Annotated in this window: 15 protein-coding genes and 1 rRNA gene; 6 read left to right on the top strand and 10 right to left on the bottom strand. The window is 68.3% G+C overall.

Going from position 1 to position 18,569, the window contains the following annotated elements; genetic code table 11:
- Positions 1–143 precede the first annotated feature (143 nt).
- Positions 144–260, top strand: a 5S ribosomal RNA gene (rrf, locus tag ACSDR0_RS16915).
- A gap of 240 nt (positions 261–500) precedes the next feature.
- On the opposite strand, the gene ACSDR0_RS16910 is transcribed toward rrf, so the two are convergent.
- The gene (locus ACSDR0_RS16910; protein WP_435289759.1) at positions 501–1,289 is read right to left on the bottom strand and encodes a PhzF family phenazine biosynthesis protein; all 789 of its coding nucleotides are present in this window, start codon (positions 1,287–1,289) and stop codon (positions 501–503) included.
- Positions 1,290–1,495: 206 nt separating this feature from the next.
- Between ACSDR0_RS16910 and ACSDR0_RS16905 the strand changes: the two genes are divergently transcribed.
- A complete protein-coding gene (locus tag ACSDR0_RS16905; protein WP_435289758.1) occupies positions 1,496–1,888 on the top strand; it encodes a cell division protein SepF in 393 nt (130 codons plus the stop codon).
- A gap of 380 nt (positions 1,889–2,268) precedes the next feature.
- Here ACSDR0_RS16905 and ACSDR0_RS16900 read toward each other — a convergent pair whose 3' ends face one another.
- From ACSDR0_RS16900 to ACSDR0_RS16880, 5 genes are all read right to left on the bottom strand, one after another.
- Positions 2,269–3,927: a hypothetical protein gene (locus ACSDR0_RS16900; protein ID WP_435289757.1), complete on the bottom strand. Its 1,659-nt coding sequence runs from the start codon at positions 3,925–3,927 to the stop codon at positions 2,269–2,271.
- A 143-nt stretch (positions 3,928–4,070) separates the two neighbouring features.
- Entirely contained in the window at positions 4,071–5,825 is a 1,755-nt protein-coding gene (gene argS / locus ACSDR0_RS16895) for an arginine--tRNA ligase (RefSeq protein WP_435289756.1), read from the bottom strand.
- The gene (locus tag ACSDR0_RS16890) at positions 5,822–8,200 is read right to left on the bottom strand and encodes an HAD-IC family P-type ATPase (protein WP_435289755.1); all 2,379 of its coding nucleotides are present in this window, start codon (positions 8,198–8,200) and stop codon (positions 5,822–5,824) included. Before ACSDR0_RS16890 ends, argS begins: the two co-directional genes overlap by 4 nt.
- A 247-nt stretch (positions 8,201–8,447) precedes the next feature.
- A complete protein-coding gene (gene plsX / locus ACSDR0_RS16885) occupies positions 8,448–9,455 on the bottom strand; it encodes a phosphate acyltransferase PlsX (protein ID WP_435289765.1) in 1,008 nt (335 codons plus the stop codon).
- Between the two features lie 99 nt (positions 9,456–9,554).
- A complete protein-coding gene (locus tag ACSDR0_RS16880) occupies positions 9,555–10,127 on the bottom strand; it encodes a DUF1707 SHOCT-like domain-containing protein (RefSeq protein WP_435289754.1) in 573 nt (190 codons plus the stop codon).
- Between the two features lie 172 nt (positions 10,128–10,299).
- Here ACSDR0_RS16880 and ACSDR0_RS16875 point away from each other — a divergent pair, with 172 nt between their 5' ends.
- Complete coding sequence (locus ACSDR0_RS16875; RefSeq protein ID WP_435289753.1) at positions 10,300–11,622, top strand: KamA family radical SAM protein; 1,323 nt, start codon at positions 10,300–10,302, stop codon at positions 11,620–11,622.
- A gap of 109 nt (positions 11,623–11,731) precedes the next feature.
- Here the strand turns inward: ACSDR0_RS16875 and ACSDR0_RS16870 are convergent, their stop codons facing one another.
- The 4 genes from ACSDR0_RS16870 to ACSDR0_RS16855 form a co-directional block, all read right to left on the bottom strand.
- On the bottom strand, positions 11,732–11,911 hold the full coding sequence (locus ACSDR0_RS16870) for a hypothetical protein (protein WP_329086969.1): 180 nt from the start codon (positions 11,909–11,911) through the stop codon (positions 11,732–11,734).
- 102 nt (positions 11,912–12,013) lie between these two features.
- Positions 12,014–12,535 (bottom strand): YbhB/YbcL family Raf kinase inhibitor-like protein, encoded by a 522-nt coding sequence (locus ACSDR0_RS16865; protein WP_435289752.1) that lies wholly within the window; start codon positions 12,533–12,535, stop codon positions 12,014–12,016.
- 116 nt (positions 12,536–12,651) lie between these two features.
- Complete coding sequence (locus tag ACSDR0_RS16860) at positions 12,652–13,509, bottom strand: ABC transporter ATP-binding protein (protein WP_435289751.1); 858 nt, start codon at positions 13,507–13,509, stop codon at positions 12,652–12,654.
- On the bottom strand, positions 13,502–14,443 hold the full coding sequence (locus ACSDR0_RS16855; protein WP_435289750.1) for an ABC transporter permease: 942 nt from the start codon (positions 14,441–14,443) through the stop codon (positions 13,502–13,504). Before ACSDR0_RS16855 ends, ACSDR0_RS16860 begins: the two co-directional genes overlap by 8 nt.
- Before the next feature lie 501 nt (positions 14,444–14,944).
- Here ACSDR0_RS16855 and ACSDR0_RS16850 point away from each other — a divergent pair.
- The 3 genes from ACSDR0_RS16850 (at position 14,945) to ACSDR0_RS16840 (ending at position 18,568) form a co-directional block, all read left to right on the top strand.
- On the top strand, positions 14,945–16,576 hold the full coding sequence (locus ACSDR0_RS16850; RefSeq protein ID WP_435289749.1) for a peptide ABC transporter substrate-binding protein: 1,632 nt from the start codon (positions 14,945–14,947) through the stop codon (positions 16,574–16,576).
- Between the two features lie 116 nt (positions 16,577–16,692).
- Positions 16,693–17,631 carry an ABC transporter permease gene (locus ACSDR0_RS16845; RefSeq protein ID WP_435289748.1) on the top strand — a complete coding sequence of 313 codons (939 nt, stop codon included), beginning with the start codon at positions 16,693–16,695 and terminating at the stop codon, positions 17,629–17,631.
- Complete coding sequence (locus ACSDR0_RS16840) at positions 17,624–18,568, top strand: ABC transporter permease (RefSeq protein WP_435289747.1); 945 nt, start codon at positions 17,624–17,626, stop codon at positions 18,566–18,568. The genes ACSDR0_RS16845 and ACSDR0_RS16840 overlap by 8 nt, the downstream gene beginning before the upstream one ends.
- The last annotated feature ends 1 nt before the right edge of the window (position 18,569 follow it).

The following is an 18,569-nucleotide window of genomic DNA, read 5'->3' as shown; positions in this document are numbered from 1 at the left end:
GGAAGTGGAAGCGCAGTAATGTGTGGAGCTGACCAGTACTAATAGGCCGAGGACTTGACCACAAAGCAACAAGCTTGCTTGTTTTGCTCGCGTCCACTACGCAATTCTGAGACAACAAACGGTGTTTGTGTGTTTCATAGGGTTACGGCGGTTATGGCGAAGGGGAAACACCCGGTTACATTCCGAACCCGGAAGTTAAGCTCTTCAGCGCCGATGGTACTGCACCGGGGACGGTGTGGGAGAGTAGGTCACCGCCGGACAATCTTTTCGAAGGGCCCCCACCAGTGGTGGGGGCCCTTCGTATTTTCACAGGTCTTTCCCGCTCGTGGCCCTTCCGCAGGGGTCCTCCCGCTGACCCACTGACGGCCCGCTCAGCGGGACCTTTCCCGGGCTCACGGGCCTTCTTGAGTTCACAGCAGGTCCCGGAAAAGTTCACAGCAGGTCCGGGGAAGAGGAACCCTGGAAACGAGCCGGGGTGACGGAATCCTGGACATGAAACCCTATACGTGGAGCTCGCCGGAAAGGACGGTCACCGCGTTTCCCGCGAGTTCGACCCGGTCGCCCCGTACTGCCGTGCGGACCACGCCCCCACGTTCCGACAGCTGGGCACCCACCAACCTGTCGGAGCCGAGCTTGGCCGACCAGTACGGCGCGAGCGCGCAGTGAGCGGAGCCCGTCACGGGGTCCTCCGGGACTCCGACTCGGGGAGCGAAGAATCGGGACACGTAGTCGGCGCCGGGGCGCGAGGCCCGAGCCGTCACGATGACTCCCCGCGCGTCCACGGCCTCCAGTGCCCGGAAGTCAGGGGCGGCGGCGAGCACGGCGTCCTCCGACTCGACCTCCACGAGATAATCCCAAACATTTTTTCCGATCCAAACAGGTTTAACTCCCAGCGCATCGATCAAGCCCTCTGGAGGGCTCATCGCTTGGAGTACTTTTGCCGGGAAATCCATGCTGATTAAACCGTATTTATCCCTGGTCACGGACAGGATTCCGCTCTTCGTTGAGAATTCGAGGGTTTCTGGGACCGTTCCTGTGGAATACAGCACATGCGCCGCGGCCAGGGTCGCATGACCACACAGGGTCACCTCGGTCACCGGCGTGAACCAACGGAGCGGGTACGGTCCGCCGTCCTCCGCCCCGAGCAGGAAGGCTGTCTCGGAGTGCCTCATCTCCGCCGCTACGGACTGCATCCAGGTGTCAGGGACTGGATTGCCGAGTACACAGACCCCGGCGGGGTTACCCTTGAAAAATTCATCGGTAAACGAATCGACCGTGTAGACGAGCATGACGCGATGCTAGCGGCGCCGGAGATATCGGTTGAAGTTGGGTCAGGGGATCGGGCAAAGTCGGGGATCAGGCAAACCAGTGCGGTAGCCGTACAAAGTGGAAATAAGCGCTGGGCGTGTCGCGTGGCGAACTTCTTGTCGTCGGTTACCGTCCAAGGTGTAGGGACAGGCCGGGTACGGCGTGATCCTGACGAAAGGACGAGCCGATGGGGGCAGTGCGCAAGGTGGCGAGCTACCTTGGCCTGGGCGGGGCCGAGAACTATGACGAGTCCTACGACTACGAGGACGAGGTCGAGGGCGAGGAGGAAGACTGGCAGTCTGCCTCGGAGCGTGCGGCCAAGCGCTGGCGCGCGATGAACGAACCTTCGCGGATCGTGATGCTGACGCCGATGAAGTACAACGACGCACCGGTCATCGGGCAGCACTTCCGCGACGGGCAGACCGTCATCATGGATGTCAGCGGGATGAGCACCGCCGAGGCCACCCGCATGGTCGACTTCGTCGCGGGACTGGCGTACGGCTGCGAGGGACGCATCGAGAGGATCGCGGAGAAGGTCTTCCTGCTGGCCCCCGCCGAAGTGGAGATCACCAACGGCTGACACCGGGGCGGCCTTGCCGGTACGGGTCCTGAATGATCGGAAGCGATCGGGCCCGGACGGGTGCGAGGCCGGCCTCGGCGAGGGAGCACGCGCCGGTGGCGAAGCCGCGTGGCGGTAAGCGTGCCGGCCTCGTCTCGCAGGTCCGCTACCCCCCGGCGGATCGTGTCGATGGCGAGGCCGCCGGCGCGAGAAGCGCGAGGCCTCTCAATAGATTCGAGGCGTTTCCGGTGATACGTGCCGATGGTGAGGTTGCTCACGCGGGAGACATGCCACCTCGCCTCGCAGGTTCGTGGCGTCTCCGGCGATATACACGGATGGCGAGGCCGTTCTTGCGAGAGGCATCGGCGGCGTGAGCCGGGAAGTACGCCGGTGGTGGCCGGTCAGCCCGCTCGGGGACCTCGGCGGAGCAATCGGGTGAGTTCGGTCAGGTCGGAGGTCGCTGTCTTGATCCGGCCCTCCGACTCGTGGGCGTACTCGTGCAGTGCCCACACCGCGCCCTGGGCGAGCTCCCTGAGCTCGGCGAGCTGCGTGACGACATACTCGGCGTCCGCTCGCTCACGCTGCCGCCTGCGCCACAGCCTGTATGCGCCTCCCGCGGCCGGCAGGGGCGCGAGCAGCGCGAGCGGCAGGAGGGGGAGAACGAGCGCGACCACGAGGATCACCGGGACCAGGGCGAGCAGCGCGTAGGCGGCCCAGGGGCGGCCGCGCACCGGCGCTCCCTCGGTGGCGATCCGCTCCTCGGCGGCCCCCAGCGACTCGGGGTCCGGACCTTCGGGTCTGAGCGTCACGCGGTGGCCGAGGATCGGTATGGTGACCGACTCGGGGGCCTCCGCGCGGGTGGCCTCGGCGAGACTCTCGCCCGCCGACCGCACGATGGGCGCGGCCACGTGCAGCGCGATCGCGGCCAGGTAGGGGTGGGAGCCCGGGCGCAGGTCACCGAGCAGGTGGCCGGTGAGCGGTCTCGTCGGCCGCTCAGGGGTGCCGGAACCCGTCAGCTGGCGGAGCACGGTCAGCGGCTCGTCCTCGCTCCACACGACGTTCGCCTCGCCCGAACGGTCCGCCCGCGCCGCGGCCAGGATCGCGAGATCGCCCAGTTCCCCGGCCGCTTCCTCCGTACGGCCACCTGCCTCACCGGCCGCGTCACGGTCTGCCCGAGCCACGGAGTCGCTCACGGAATCGGTCTTCTCGGCGGCGGCACCGTCGCCTGCCCTGCTCTCGCGGGCCGAGGTGATCTCGGCGCAGCGGTCGAGCAGGTGGGCCAGCCGGGCGGCGGCGTGTACGGGGGCGGCCAGCTCGGGGAGCTTGGCGAGCTCGCCGAACCCGGCCAGGGCCGGTGACACGGCCGTGGAGGGCTCGTCGGGGATCAGCGCGCGCAGCCACCGGTCGGGCTCGGAGGCGGGAGAGGCGGCCACCGCGTCGAGCTTGCGGAGAACGAAGATCTTGCCCGCCGGGCCGTACGCCCCGCGGGCGGCGGCGAGCCAGAGCGCCCGCTGGCCGTGGGTCACCGGGCGGTCCAGGGACAACTCTCCGAAGGCGGTACCGAGCCATGAGGCGTGGATGCGGTCGCCCTGGCCGGCCACGGCGAGGGCGAGGCAGAGGAAGAGCGCGGTCCGCTGCTCGTCACGCTGCGCGGCGCGGGCGAGGGGTTCGAGTGACTCCTCGCCCCGCATGAGCAGCACGAGCGCCTCGACGGCCGGAGCCAGCCAGTGATCGGACACGTCTTCGAAGCCCGCCGGCATCCCGGTGGGGACGGTGCCGGCGGCCAGCTCGGTGAGGAGAGTGTCGGCGCGGCGCCGCAGCTCTGTCTCCGCGTTCGAGGTCTTGGGATTTGAGCTCTCGGTGTGAGAGGTCTCGGTCCGCGAGGTCTCAGCGTTCGAGGTCTCGGTGTTCGATATGTCGGTCCGCGAGGTCTCGGCGTGCGCATTCGCGGTCAGGCCCGTTTCCACGATCGCGGTCAGCTCCGTGTCCAACGTCGCGGCCAGGCCGGTGCTCGGGTTCGCGGTGTCCGTGCTCAAGTTCGCGGTCAGGTCCGTGCTCAAGGCAGAGAGCTCCCCGAAGTTGTGACCGATGACCGCGCCAGCGTATTGCGCTTCGGACATCCCCGCAGGGAGGCGCGCCGAACATGACTTTGCCAGACGATCGCCTTCATTTTCCGAATAAAGACGATCATCTGGTGGACAGGTTACATGCGCTCGGGCACCGGGACGCCGAGAAGGCTCAGGCCGGTCTCCAGAACCTTCAGGGTCAGCGCGCACAGGGCGAGCCGCGAGGCGCGGGTGGCCTCGTCGACGTCGTCCCTCAGCACCGGGCAGTTCTCGAAGAACGTGGTGAAGGCGCTCGCGGTGTCGAAGAGGTAGGAGGCGAGCTTGTGCGGCGCCGAGTTTTCGGCCATCTCCGTGACGACCGAGCCGAACCCGAGGAGCTGCAGTGCCAGGGCGCGCTCGGCCGGGTGACCGAGCACGATCGGGCCGGTCGCCTCGGCCGGGACCACCCCGCCCCTGCGGAAGATGGAGCGGATGCGGGCCTGGGCGTACTGCAGGTAGGGGCCGGTGTTGCCGGTCAGGGCGAGCATGCGGTCGAAGTCGAAGACGTACTCGCTGTCGTGGCTGACCGACAGGTCGGCGTACTTGACCGCGCCCATGCCGACGGCGTGCGCGATCTCCGTGCGCTCGGCGTCGGTGTAGTCGCTGTCTCTGAGCACCTCGGCGGCCCTGGTCTCGGCCTCGTCGAGCAGCTCCACGAGCTTGATGGACTTCCCGCTCCTGGTCTTGAACATCTTGCCGTCGGAGCCCAGCACGCTGCCGATCTGGACGTGCTCGGCCCTGACGTGGTCGGGCAGCCAGCCCGCCAGCCTGGCCGAGTCGAACACCATCGACATGTGCAGCGACTGGGTCGCGCCGATCACGTAGAGGATGCGGTCGACCTTGAGGTCCTGGACCCGGTAGCGGATCGTGGCCATGTCGGTGGTGCCGTAGCCGTAGCCGCCGTCGCTCTTGCGGATCATCAGGGGCAGCGGCTGGCCCTCGCGGCCGATGTAGCCGGGCGGGAAGACGCAGAGCGCGCCGTCGCTGAGGACGGCGATGCCGCGTTCTTGCAGCTCGTCACAGACCTGGGCGAGCACGTGGTTGTACATGCTCTCGCCGGCGAGGTCGGCGTCGGTCAGCGTCACGCCGAGCTGGACGTAGACCTTGTTGAAGTAGCGGACCGTGGCGTCCATGAAGATGTGCCACAGGCGCATCGTCTCGGGCTCTTCGGCCTGGAGGGTGACGACGCGGGCCCGGGCGCGCCCGTTGAACTCGGGGTCGGTGTCGAACTTCAGGCGGGCCGCCTGGTAGTAGGCGTTGCCCTCGCCGGCCTCCAGCTGGGAGACGGCGGCCTCCTCGCCGATGTCGAGCAGGTGCTCGATGAGCATGCCGAACGGCGTGCCCCAGTCGCCGAGGTGGTTCTGCCGGATGACCTTGTGGCCGAGGTGCTCGTGGACCCTGGCGAGAGCGTCACCCACGATCGTCGTACGCAGGTGGCCGACGTGCATCTCCTTGGCCGCGTTGGGCGCCGAGTAGTCGATCACGACGGTCTGCGGCGAGGTGGGCAGGCTCACGCCGGTGCGCGGGTCGGCCAGGATCTCGGAGGCGCCCGCCGCGATCCACTCGTCGGAGAGGGTCAGGTTGAGGAAGCCGGGGCCGCTGACCTCGACGGTGCCGGGGAACGGGTCGTCCTGGGCGTCTCCGGCCCGGCCGGTGAGGTGCTCGGCGATCTTCTGGGCGACCTCCCGCGGGGTTCCCGGCAGTCGCTTGCTCAGGCTCATCGCCACGTTCGCCTGGTAGTCGGCGAACTGCGAGGGACGGATCAGCGGGTCTGCGTCGGAGTATTCCGCACCGAAGGCGGCGGCCAGCGCCTGCTGGACGCGCTCGGTCAGTGCGAGCTGCGGGTCGGTCATGCTCCAAGGGTATCGGCTGGCCGGTCCTGAACCGATTGGATATCACCCTGGATCGGCCTCGTACGGCGGGATCGCACGATCATGAAGACGCCCGTCAGCACGACCCCGGCGGCGACGCCGAGTCCGGCCGCGGTGAGACCGGCCGCGGGGCCGCCGAGGGTGAGGGCGAAGAACTCGCGGGCGAACGGGACCGCGAGGGCCAGCGCGAACAGCCCGGCCATGGAGGCCACGAGCGCGACCCGCCACCAGACGTACGGGCGGGCGACCAGGACCAGCACCCACCAGGCGGCGACGAACAGCGTGATCACCGCTGAGGTGCGGCTCTCCTCCAGGGTGGAGGACCCGCTCTGGGCGATCCAGTACGACAGGTAGACGGCGGTGGCGCAGACGATCCCGGCGGGGACCGCCAGGCGGAGCACCCGGGGCACGAAGCCGCTCCTGGCGCGCTCGTTGCTCGGTGCGAGCGCGAGGAAGAACGCGGGGATGCCGATCGTCAGCGCGTTGACCAGCGTGGAGTGCCGGGGCGCGAACGGGAACGCGAGCCCGATGACCCCGGTGAGCAGGGAGAGCACGATCGCGTAGAAGGTCTTGGTCAGGAAGAGCCCGGCGACCCGCTCGATGTTGGCCAGCACCCGGCGGCCCTCGCCCACCACGGAGGGGAGACTGGCGAAGCCGTCGTCCATCAGCACGATCTGGGCGACCGCCCGGGTGGCGCCGCTGCCGGAGCCCATCGCCACGCCGAGGTCGGCGTCCTTGAGCGCGAGCACGTCGTTCACGCCGTCGCCGGTCATCGCGACCGTGTGCCCGCGCGACTGGAGCGCGCCGACGAACAGCCGCTTCTGGTGCGGGCTGACCCGGCCGAAGACGGTGTTGGACTCCATGATCTCGGCGAGCTTCTCCGGGTCGTCCTCCGGCAGGGTGCGGGCGTCCACCGCGCGATCCCCGCCGGGGATGCCAAGGGAGGTGGCGATGGCCGACACCGACTCGGGGTTGTCGCCGGAGATGACCTTGACGGTGACGCGCTGCTCGGCGAAGTAGGCGAGGGTCTCGGCCGCGTCCGGGCGGATCCGCTGCTTGAGAACGACGACGGCCGCGGCCTCGACGGTGCCGAGGTCGTCGGGGTCGCGCAGCGAGGCGACCTCGCACAGGGCGAGCACCCGCAGGCCGGTGGCGGCGAGCGCCCCGGCCTCGTCGTACGCCGGGCTGCCGGGCGGCAGGAGGACGTCGGGGGCGCCCAGGACCCAGCCGCCGTGATCTTCGAACTCGGCGCCGCTCCATTTGCGGGCCGAGGAGAAGGGGACCTTGGCGGTGGCGGTCCAGCCGGGGGAGTCGGGGTAGCGGGCCTGGACGGCGCGAGCGGTGGGGTTGGGGTCGGGGTCGAGGTTGGCCAGCGCGGCCAGTGCCTCGTGCACGGGCAGGTCGTCGCGGAGCGAACGGACCTCGCCCAGTTCCATGCCGCCCGAGGTGAGGGTGCCGGTCTTGTCGAGGCAGAGCGTGTCGACCCGGGCCAGGATCTCGATCGCGGGCAGCTCCTGGACCAGGCAGCGGCGCCTGCCCAGCCGGATCACGCCGACGGCGAAGGCGATGCTGGTCATCAGGACCAGGCCCTCGGGGATCATGGTGACGATGCCCGCGACCGTGCCGGTGACGGCCTCGCCGACACTCGTCTGCCTGCTGACCTGGCTCCAGGTGAGCAGGGCGCCGATGGGGATGACCAGCCAGGTCACGTACTTGATGAATCGCGTGACGCCTTCGCGCAGCTCCGAGTGGGACAGGCTGAACGCGCTGGCCTCCTCGGCGAGCCTGGCCGCGTAGGCGTCGCGGCCGACCCTGGTCGCGACGTAGGAGCCCCTCCCGGCGACCGCGAAGCTGCCGGACAGGACCTCGTCGCCGGGGCGCTTGTACACGGGGTCGGCCTCGCCGGTCAGCAGCGACTCGTCCACCTCCAGCCCGTCGGCGTCCACCGCCTCGCCGTCGACCAGCAGCTGGTCGCCGGGGGAGAGCAGGACGAGGTCGCCGAGCACGACCTGCCGGGGCGGGATCTCGGTGTCGGAGCCGTCCCTGCGGACCTTGACCGGGGACTCGTTGACGATGGCGAGCCGGTCGAGGGTGCGTTTGGCGCGGAGCTCCTGGACGATGCCGATGCCCGCGTTGGCCACGATCACCAGTCCGAAGAGCCCGTCCTGCCACTCCCCGAAGATCATGATCAGCACCCAGAGCGCGCCGATCACCCCGTTGAACAGGGTGAGGACGTTGGCCCTGACGATCGCCGAGACCGATCTGCTGGACCGGCGCCTGACGTCGTTGATTTGTCCCGCGGCCACGCGCTCGGCGACCTCGGCCGAGGTCAGCCCACGTTCCGCCACCTGCTCCACGCGGTCCCCCGTTGATCGACTGGGATTCAGGGTACGCGGGGCCGCGGTGTGAGGTGGGAGGTGTCACCCCATACACAGGAAATATCACCGCAGGTGGGTGGCCTGTGCGCGGCCTGTCATCGGCGGGTGTCACCAGGGGGCGGCGGCCCGTACCGGGTGTGTCAGTGTCATCCGGGGCGTGTCACGTCATCGGGGGCGTGTCACCGAAGGAGTGTCGTCAGCTCGCCAGGGGGGCCGCCGCGGGCGGTCACCAGAGGCGGTGCGTGCGGGGGGCGGAGGCGAGGCGCTCGCCGATGCGGTTCACCACGCCCTCCCTGGCCAGCGTGGTCGCGAGCACGCAGGCGGCGCTGATCCCCTTGGCGTGCGAGGCGCCGTGCGCGATGACCACGGTGCCGTTCAGGCCGAGCAGCACGGCCCCGCCGTGGACCTCGGGGTCGAGCCGCCGGTGGAGCTCCCTGATGCGCCTCTTCTGCAGCAGGCCGCCCACCCTGGCCGTCCGGCTCTCGTTGATCGTGTCGCGGAGCTCGGCGAAGGCGTAGCGGACGCTGCCCTCCATGGTCTTGAGCGCCACGTTGCCGGTGAAGCCGTCGGCGACGATGACGTCCACGGTGCGGGAGAGCAAATCGTGGCCCTCGATGTTGCCCGCGAAGTCGAGGCCCGGGGCGGCGGACAGCAGCTCGTGGGCTCGCTTGACGAGCTTGTTGCCCTTCTCCGGTTCGCTGCCGATGGTCAGCAGGCCGACCCTGGGGCTCTCGATCCCCAGGGCGGTTTCCGCGTAGGCGGCGCCGAGGTGGGCGAACTGCACCAGCATCTCCGGCTTGACCTCGGCGTTCGCCCCGGCGTCCAGCAGGACGGTCGGGGTGGGCCTGGTCGGCAGGGCGACGGCGATGGCGGGTCTGAGCACCCCGGGCTGCCCCCGGAGCCGGAGCTTTCCGGTGGCCACGATCCCGGCGGTGGACCCGGCGGAGACCACGGCGGCGGCGTCGCCTCGTCGTACGAGGTGGCAGGCGATGGCGATGCTGGAACGCGGGCGGCGGAGGCTGGCGAGGGCGCCCTCGTCCATGGCCAGCGCCTCCTCGGCCCGGACGATGGGGATCTCGGTGGTCGCGTCGTACCGGGAGAGCGCCTCGGACAGGAGGCGGGGGGCGCCGACGAGCACGATGGAGATGCCGTGCTCTCGTACCGCCTGCACGGCTCCGGCCACGATCTCGTCGGGGGCGTGGTCGCCGCCCATCGCGTCCAGGGCGATCGGCATGACGCCGGGAGCGTCGGTCTCAGGCAAGCGGTCACCTCGTGCGGGATGGTTTGTCCGCATCGTAGGCGGGCTTGGGACCTGATCGGTTCGTCGGGCCGATCAGGGAGTGCCGGGGAGATTCCAGTCGCTTCTCTCCCGCGAGACGATGATCTTGCCGAAGGTGGCCCGGCCGACGACCCTGATGACCGGGCCGTCCCCGTCACCCGTGCCGCCGGAGATGTCGCGCTTGGCGAACAGCGCGCCGACCTCGTCGATGACGTGGGCGTTGTGGGGGACCCTGACGATCAGCTTGCCGCAGTAGGAGTTGACCTCAAGGGTGATCTCGCGACCCGGGAGAACCGCGTCGGACAGGTCGACGATCAGCGCGCCGAAGGTGACGCTCAGTGCGGTGTGCCGCCCGGCGATCCAGCGTCCGCCGCGCACGACCTTGCTGAAGACGGCGGAGACCTGCTGCCGCTCGGAGGCGACTCCGTGGGCGGGAGCGGTGATGTCGGGCAGGTCGCGGGTGAGGGGGACGAGGTCGTCGATCGTGACGGCGGTGTAGGCGGCCTCCAGCCGGTCGGCGTGCTCGACGCTGGTCAGGCGGCCGGTGGCGAGCGCCTCACTCAGCACCGCGGCCACATGGTCGCGATCGGCGTCTGAGGCGCGCAGCACGGGGTCATAGGACGTCATGACTGAGAGTGTACGGCCATTCAAGATATATCGCGATATCTCCTCGGAGAGAAATCGCCGGGATATGGAACCGACCGTAGGTCGGTTTACGTCCTGTATGTAAGTGTCCTAGACGCGCGAAGGACTAGTGAGGTTTACGTCAACAAGGACAAAAAATCTCGACAGAGGACTGGTGATCTTGAACGAAGGCTCCAAGCGTGGGTTCCGGGCCTACACCGCGAAACACCTCGACGACCTGCTGTGCAGAGGCGGCCTGGGTGACGACGAGCGGCTCCGGATCAGAGCGGTGGCGACGGTGCTGCCCTTCCGTACCAACACCTACGTGGTGGATCAGCTCATCGACTGGTCGGCCGTCCCCGAGGACCCCATCTATCGGCTGGTCTTCCCCCAGGAGGACATGCTGCCCGAGGCGGACGTCACCAGACTGGCAGGTCTCCTGGAGGCCGGTGCGGGGAACGCGGAGATCCAGGCGGCCGCGAACAAGATCAGGATGAGGCTCAACCCGCACCCCGCCGGGCAGCTGGACCTCAACGTCCCGCGCGTCGGCACGGAGCCGGTACCCGGCATGCAGCACAAATACCCTGAGACGGTGCTCTTCTTCCCCAAGCAGGGGCAGACGTGTCACGCCTACTGCACCTACTGCTTCCGGTGGGCCCAGTTCATCGGGGCACCGGACCTGAAGTTCGCCTCCGACGACGTCGACGGCCTCGTCCGCTATCTCAAGGACCACCCCGAGGTGACCAGCGTGCTGTTCACCGGCGGCGATCCCATGATCATGGGTGAGTCCGTGCTCCGCCGCTATCTGGAGCCGCTGCTCGACGTCGAACAGCTCGAATCCATCCGTATCGGCACGAAGTCGCTGGCCTACTGGCCGCAGCGGTTCGTCTCCGACCCCGACAGCGACGACACGCTCCGCCTGTTCGCCTCCGTGGTCGACGCGGGCAAGAACCTGGCCTTCATGGCGCACTTCTCGCACCCCCGGGAGCTGGACCTCCCGATCGTCGAGGCCGCCGTCGCGGGCATCACGGCCACCGGCGCGGTCGTCAGGACGCAGGCGCCGCTGATCCGGTCGATCAACGACGACCCCGAGACCTGGTCGTCCATGTGGCGCAGGCAGCTCACCATGGGCATGATCCCGTACTACATGTTCGTCGAGCGCGACACCGGCCCGCAGGACTATTTCGCGGTGCCGCTCGCCAGGGCCTATGAGATCTTCAGGGACGCCTACGCGAGCGTTTCCGGGCTGTGCCGCACCGTGCGGGGCCCGTCGATGTCGGCCACGCCCGGCAAGGTCTGCCTGGACGGTGTCGCGGAGGTCGCGGGGCAGAAGGTCTTCGTGCTCCACCTCATCCAGGCGCGCGATCCGGAGCTGGTCGGACGCCCCTTCTTCGCCAGGTATGACCCGAAGGCCGTGTGGCTCACCGACCTGCGCCCGGCCTTCGCCGACCGCTTCCCCTTCGAGCCCGCCGCCGCCCCCCAGCGGCTGTCTGCCTGACCCGCCCCCCGGCGGACCCTCCGGCGGCCGTGGAGCGCGGACGGCGCCGGTGAAGGCTCATGAGACGACGGGGAGACCGGCCGGCGCGCACCGGCCGGTCTCCGCCGCCTCAGCGTCCGGGGCCCCGCACGGAGGTGCGGCGGGCGATCTCGGCCTGGAGCCTGGCCATCTGCCAGTGCAGCTCGATGAGCTGCTCGGTCAGCTGGAGACGCGGAATCTCTGATGGGTCCTCGACGGACAGGTGGTCGATCGCGGTGGACAGCTCTCGCATCGCGCGCCCCCACTCCATGACGGCATCCTTGGATCGAAACAACGTTCGAATCATACCGGAACACCGAACACGCTGTCAGTCCATTGCCTCCCGTGTCCCACCCGGGGACGTGCCGTACCTCTAGTTCTGGTATTCGGGCGTCACGTATCCGCGGGCCACGGTGTGGGCGGTGATGTTGAAGCCCACCACGGCGGGCGGGGTGTCGGCGTCGAGGCCGAGCTTCTCCACGTCGAGGGCGTGGACGGCGAAGATGTAGCGGTGCGGGTCTCCGGGCGGCGGTGCGGCGCCGCCGTAGGCGTTGTGGCTGTAGTCGTTGCGGCCGTGCACGCCCACCCCGCCGTCACCGGCGCCCGCGCCGGCGGGCAGTTCGGTCACGTCGGCCGGGATGTCGAACAGCAGCCAGTGCCAGAACCCGCTGCCGGTGGGGGCGTCGGGGTCGAAGCACGTCACGGCGTAGCTGAGGGTGCCCTCGGGAGCGCCGGACCAGCGCAGGTGGGGAGAGACGTTCTGGCCGGTGGAGCCCCAGTCGTTGAACACGTGGATCTCCGCCATGCGCTCGCCGTCGCGGACGTCGTCGCTCTCGACGGTCAGCCAGGGAACCTGGGGCAGGAAGTCATACGGAATCGGTGGCCGCGTGGACACGATTCACCTCCGATGGAAGCGTCTTGTCGGTCGCTCCTCATCCTGCCCTGCCGCCGGACCGCGTACCGATCGGACGCGGCGAGATCGGGCGCGCCGTGAGATCGGAGGCGGCGGGATCAGACCTTGTTGTAGGCGGCGAGGACCGTCTGCGGGTCGCCGTCCATCTTGATCTTGCCCTTGTGCAGCCAGATGACCCGGTTGCAGGTCTCCTCGATCACGTCGAGGTTGTGGGCGACCAGGAAGACGGTGCCGGCCTCGTCGCGCATCTTCTTGATGCGGTCCTGGCTCTTGCGCCGGAACTCGCGGTCGCCGGTGGCCAGGGCCTCGTCGATGAGCAGCACGTCGTGGGACTTGGCCGAGGCGATGGCGAAGCGGAGCCTGGCGCCCATGCCCGAGGAGTAGGTCGACATGGGGAACTGCACGAACTCCCCGATGCCGGAGAAGTCGACGATGTCGTCGTACTTCTCCTTGACCTGCGCGGGGTTCATGCCCATCGCGTAGCAGCCGAGCACGATGTTGCGCTCACCGGTGAGCTCGCGCATCAGCGCGGCGTTGACGCCGAGCAGGGAGGGCTGGCCGTCGGTGTACACGGCGCCGGAGTGCGGGGGCAGGAGGCCGGCGATGGCGCGCAGCAGCGTGGACTTGCCGGAGCCGTTGCGGCCGACGATGCCGATGGCGTCGCCGTGACGGGCCACGAAGGACACGCCGCGCACGGCGTGGACCTCCTTCATCTGCGGCCGTCCCTGGCGCTTGACGAGGCGCATGAGGGCGTTGACGGCGTTGCCCTTCTCCACGTCGCTGGCCGCGCCGTACACCCGGTAGATGATGTGCAGGTCGTCCACGATGACCGTGGGGGTGCCCTCGCGGTCGCCCGCGGGGGCGGGTTCCGGGTTGGGGTGCACCCTGACGTCCGTGCTCGGCACGGCGGGCTCCTCGGCCTTCACTCGGGACAGCTCCTCGGTCAACTCAGCCACGGCCGTACTTCTCCTCGGCTCGCCAGAAGTACCAGAACCCGCCGAGCAGAGCGAACACCGCCCAGAATACGCAGACCGCCCAGATGTAGGGCCGGGGCGGGTGGCTATCCATGAGCAGGTCCCGCATGAGCTCGATGTACGCGGCGGCGGGGTTGAAGTACATGATGTCGGCGACCCACTGGGGGAGACCGGCGCCGCCGGGGCCCACGACCTTGTCCTCGATGGAGAAGAAGACGCCGGAGGCGTAGAGCCAGGTGCGCATGATGAAGGGGAGTAACTGGTTCAGGTCGCGGGCGGTGGAGCCGAACCGGGCGAGCACCAGGCTCGCGCCGATGTTGAACATGGTCTGCAGCAACAGGGCGACCGGGATCAGCAGCCACAGCAGGGTGAGCTTCTCGCCCGTGATCAGCACCAGCCCGAACAGCACGCCCATGGAGATGAGCAGCTGCTGGAACTCCTGGATCGTGTAGGCGAGCGGGAGCGCCGCCCGGGGGAAGTGCAGGGCGCGGATGAGCGACAGGTTGCCGGAGATCGCCCTGGCGCCGCCGCTCACCGAGCGCTGGGTGTAGGTGAAGACGAACATCCCGGTGATGAGGAAGGCCGGGTAGTTTTCGATGCCCTTGCTCGCGCCGAGGATCAGGCCGAACATCAGGAAGTAGATGGCGGCGTTGAGCAGTGGCGTGATGACCTGCCACAGCTGACCCAGGGCCGAGTTGCTGTACTTCGAGACGTTTCGCGATGTGGCGTACGTCATGACGAAGTGCCGTCGTTCCCACAACTGGCGCAGGTAGACGGGCAGACTCGGGCGTGCGATGGCACGCCGAAGTCCGTGGCGCGCGGCGAGCTTGGCCAGCGGCTCTTGCCCCTGCACGGGGGTGCCGTTACTCGGGCCGCCCGCCTGGGCGTCCGCGATCGCGGATTCCGGCTGGCTCATGGCAAGGACTCTATTGGATGCGAGTGGATGAAGTGCCTGCGGCGGGGTTCCGCCGCACACATTGGACGGGATCTCCGGGGATCAGGTTCCAGGGCAATTGCGCGGTTCTCCAGCGGGAGACCGGGCTCTTCGCGGTCGGGTCAGCGCAGGCCCAGGTCAGGGTCATCGGAGGGTAACGGATGCGAGCAGTCGCGGTGCGGGGGTATTTTGGCGTGACCGTTCTTGTCCTACGTGTGCCTGGATGTCGTTTTCATGCACATCCGGGATCTTGGCCTCGTCGAGTTGGCAGGTATGTGACGTCGAATCGGTTCATGCGTGACCGAACTGCAACATCACAGATATAAGTCGGTGTGGAGCGGTAGGGAATAGTCGCGATCGATCGGTGTGGCGTCAGCACCCGGACCGGAACAGCGGGAAGCAGGGACCACAAGATCCTCCTTCGCGGTGCTCAGGCCACGGATTCAGTGTCGACGCAAGCCTGCAAAGGGAGGATTTACCGCAATGCGTGTTTCTAAGGGTGCGCGGTTCACCGCCGGCACCGCGCTGCTCGCTCTCGCGCTGACCGCGTGTGGCGGCTCGACGTCTTCGGACGGCGGGACGGCCGCCGCCGACCAGCCCGTGCGCATGGAGCTCGGCGAGCCGCAGAAGCTCTTCTACCCCGGTGACACCACCGAGTCCGAGGGCTCCGAGGTCCTGGCCGCGATCTTCGCGCCCCTGGTCGGCTACGACGAGAACAAGCAGGTCGTGAACGAGGTCGCCGAGTCGATCGAGTCGACCGACAACACGGTGTGGACGATCAAGCTCAAGCCCGGCTACACCTGGCACAACGGCGAGAAGCTGATCGCGCAGAACTACGTCGACGCGTGGAACTACGCCGCCAACCAGGACAACGTCCAGGGCGCCAACGGCTTCTTCAGCCGGGTCGACGGCTGGGCCGACCTGAACCCGGGCGAGGGCCAGACCGTCTCCACCAAGGAGATGAAGGGTCTCAAGGTCGTCGACGAGAGCACCTTCAGCGTCACCCTGGCCAAGCCGTTCTCGCAGTTCAAGACGATGCTGGGCTACACGGCGTTCTACCCGCTGCCCAAGGCGGCCTTCGGCCCCGACGGCAAGGTCACCGAGACGTACGCCAAGCAGCCGATCGGCCAGGGCTACTTCCAGATCGACAAGCCCTACAACAAGGGCACCGACCAGACGATCGACCTCACCCGGTACGACAAGTTCGCCGGGACGAAGCCGAAGTTCACCAAGCTCCAGTTCAAGCTCTACACGAGCCCGGAGACCGCGTTCAACGACCTGGCCGCGGGCAACCTCGACGTGCACGACTCGCTGCCCCCCTCGGCGATCGCCCGTGCCAAGTCGGAGTTCGGCGAGCGTTACCTGGACGAGGCGGACGCCGGCGTCGGCTACATCGGCTTCCCGATGCAGTACAACAAGACGTACGCGAACGTGAAGGTCCGCGAGGCCATCTCCATGGCCATCGACCGCGCGACCATCGCCGACAAGGTCTTCTCCGGAACGCGCGCCCCCGCGGACGACTTCATCAACCCCCTCCTCGACGGTCACCGCCCCGGCGCCTGCGCGGTCTGCAGCTACGACCCCGCCAAGGCCAAGGCGCAGTACACCGAGAACGACGGCCCCAAGACGCTGGAGCTGGGCTACAACACCGACGGCCCGCACAAGGAGTGGATCGAGGCCGTCGCGAACAGCCTCCGCGCCAACCTGGGTGTCGAGGTGACGGTCAAGCCCTTCGAGAAGTTCGCCTCGATTCTCGACGAGCTCGACAAGAAGACCTACGGCGGCATGTTCCGCATGGGCTGGGCGATCGACTACCCGTCGGCGGAGAACTACCTGACCCCGATCTTCTCCACCGTCGCGATCAAGACCGGCTCCAACTACGCCGGCTGGTCGAACAAGGAGTTCGACGAGCTCCTGTCCAAGGGCGACACCGCCCCGACGCAGGAGGAGGGCCTGAAGTTCTACCAGCAGGCCGACGACATCCTGATCAAGGAACTGCCGTACATTCCGGTGTACTTCTACCGGACCAACGCCGCGTTCTCCCAGCACGTCAAGGGCGTCAAGATCAACCTTCTCAACCAGATCGAGTGGACCGAGATCGAGAAGGCCAGCTGACGACCGGTTGAGGGCCGGGCGGGAGCCCGGCCCCACTGGCCGCCCGGAACGATCTCGCGGCGCCGCGCGACCCGCCGGTCCGCGAGATCACCCCCGGGCATGTACGGGAGACACGAATGGGCCGTTACATCCTCAGGCGTCTGATCCAGGCGATACCAGTCCTGGTGGGCGCCACCCTGCTCATCTACGCCATCGTCTTCGCGCTGCCCGGTGACCCCATCGCGGCGCTGGCGGGCGAGAAGCGCATAGACCCCAACATCGTCAACATCCTGCGCGAGCAGTATCACCTGAACGATCCGTTCCTGGTGCAGTACTGGTACTACGTCGTAGGACTGTTCAGCGGTGATTTCGGCACCACCTTCGCCGGTGTCGGAGTCGGGGAGATCATGGCCGGGAAGTTCCAGGTGACCATCAACCTGGCGGCGACCGCCCTGGTGATGGAGGCCGTCATCGGCGTGGGGCTCGGCCTGTACGCGGCGCTGCGCCACGGCAGGGCCAGCGACTCGATGATCCTCGCCTCCACCCTGGTGCTGATCTCCATTCCCACCCTGGTCACCGGCTTCGTGCTCCAGCTGCTGCTGGGTGTGAAGCTCAAGCAGGCCGGGATCGACCTCTTCCCCGTCGCGGGCGTGACGGAGGGCTGGCGCAGCTACCTGCTGCCCGGCTTCGTGCTCGCGGGGACGTCGATCGCCTACCTCACCCGGCTCGCCAGGAACAGCCTGGTGGAGATCCTGCGCGCCGACTACATCCGCACCGCGGTGGCCAAGGGTCTGCCCAGGAACCGGATCGTCGGGCGGCACGCGCTGCGCAACGCGATGATCCCGCTGGTCACCTACCTGGGCGCCGACCTCGGCACGTTGATGGGCGGCGCGGTGATCACCGAGACGATCTTCAACCTGCCGGGAATCGGCCAGCAGCTGTTCAGCTCCGTGTACCTGCGCGAGCAGCCCGTGGTCGTCGGCATCGTGACCGTGCTGGTGCTGATCTACATCCTTGCCAACCTGGTCGTCGACCTGCTCTACGCCGTGCTCGACCCGAGGATCCGTTATGAGTGACACTCTTGTCCCGGCCGGAGGGCAGACCGGGAACCCCAAGCACGGCAGGCCGAGAAGAGGCGCCAAGGGCGCCAAGGCGCCCAAGGCCGCCAGCCTCTGGGGCGACGCCTGGTACGACCTGCGCCGCCGCCCGCTCTTCATCGGGGCGTCCGTCCTCATCGCCGTCCTGGTCACCATGGCGGTGCTCCCCTCGCTGTTCACCTCGGTGAACCCGTTCGACGCCAAGAGCTGCAACCTGGCCGACGCCCGGCTGGGCATGGGCGAGGCCCACTGGTTCGGCACCGACAACCTCGGCTGCGACATCTACGCCCGCACCATCTACGGTGCCCGCAACTCGATCGTGGTCGGCCTGGCCACCACCGTCGTCACCGCGATCGTGGGCGGCCTGCTCGGCCTCTTCGCGGGGTTCAGGGGCGGCACGCTGGACACGCTGCTCTCCCGGATCACGGAGATCTTCTTCGCGATCCCGTCGATCCTCGGCGCCCTGCTCATCCTGGCGGTCTTCCGCACGGGCAACGTGTGGACCGTCATGCTCGCGCTGGCCGTGCTGACCTGGCCGATGACGTACCGGATCATGAGGGCGGCGGTGATCACCGCCAAGAGCCAGGACTACGTGCTCGCGGCGAGGGCGCTCGGCGCCTCCGCGTCGAGGATCATGTTCCGGCACATCCTGCCGAACGCGATCGCCTCGGTGATCGTGGTCGCCACGATCAACCTGGGCTACTTCATCGCCGCCGAGGCCGGCCTGTCCTTCCTCGGCGTGGGCCTGCGCTCGCCGGACATCTCCTGGGGGCTCATGATCTCCGACGCCAGGGAACGCTTCCTGGAGGCTCCGTGGGCGCTGCTGTTCCCCGCGCTGTTCCTGAGCCTGACGGTGCTGGCCTTCATCATGCTGGGCGACGCCGTCCGCGACGCCCTCGACCCGAAGCTGCGGTAGG

The sequence above is a fragment of the Streptosporangium sp. G11 genome (genome assembly GCF_051192615.1).
Classification (GTDB): Bacteria; Actinomycetota; Actinomycetes; order Streptosporangiales; family Streptosporangiaceae; genus Streptosporangium.
Note: the sequence above shows the minus strand (reverse complement) of the source record. Positions and strands in the feature narration are given on the sequence as shown.

Excerpts from the sequence above, each read along its gene's own strand:
- ACSDR0_RS16855 (WP_435289750.1), bottom strand. The coding sequence starts at position 14,443 with ATGAGCCAGCCGGAATCCGCGATCGCGGACGCCCAGGCGGGCGGCCCG.
- ACSDR0_RS16910 (WP_435289759.1), bottom strand. The coding sequence starts at position 1,289 with ATGCTCGTCTACACGGTCGATTCGTTTACCGATGAATTTTTCAAGGGT.
- ACSDR0_RS16850 (WP_435289749.1), top strand. The coding sequence starts at position 14,945 with ATGCGTGTTTCTAAGGGTGCGCGGTTCACCGCCGGCACCGCGCTGCTC.
- ACSDR0_RS16905 (WP_435289758.1), top strand. The coding sequence starts at position 1,496 with ATGGGGGCAGTGCGCAAGGTGGCGAGCTACCTTGGCCTGGGCGGGGCC.
- ACSDR0_RS16870 (WP_329086969.1), bottom strand. The coding sequence starts at position 11,911 with ATGGAGTGGGGGCGCGCGATGCGAGAGCTGTCCACCGCGATCGACCAC.
- ACSDR0_RS16845 (WP_435289748.1), top strand. The coding sequence starts at position 16,693 with ATGGGCCGTTACATCCTCAGGCGTCTGATCCAGGCGATACCAGTCCTG.
- argS (WP_435289756.1), bottom strand. The coding sequence starts at position 5,825 with ATGACCGACCCGCAGCTCGCACTGACCGAGCGCGTCCAGCAGGCGCTG.
- ACSDR0_RS16880 (WP_435289754.1), bottom strand. The coding sequence starts at position 10,127 with ATGACGTCCTATGACCCCGTGCTGCGCGCCTCAGACGCCGATCGCGAC.
- ACSDR0_RS16840 (WP_435289747.1), top strand. The coding sequence starts at position 17,624 with ATGAGTGACACTCTTGTCCCGGCCGGAGGGCAGACCGGGAACCCCAAG.
- plsX (WP_435289765.1), bottom strand. The coding sequence starts at position 9,455 with ATGCCGATCGCCCTGGACGCGATGGGCGGCGACCACGCCCCCGACGAG.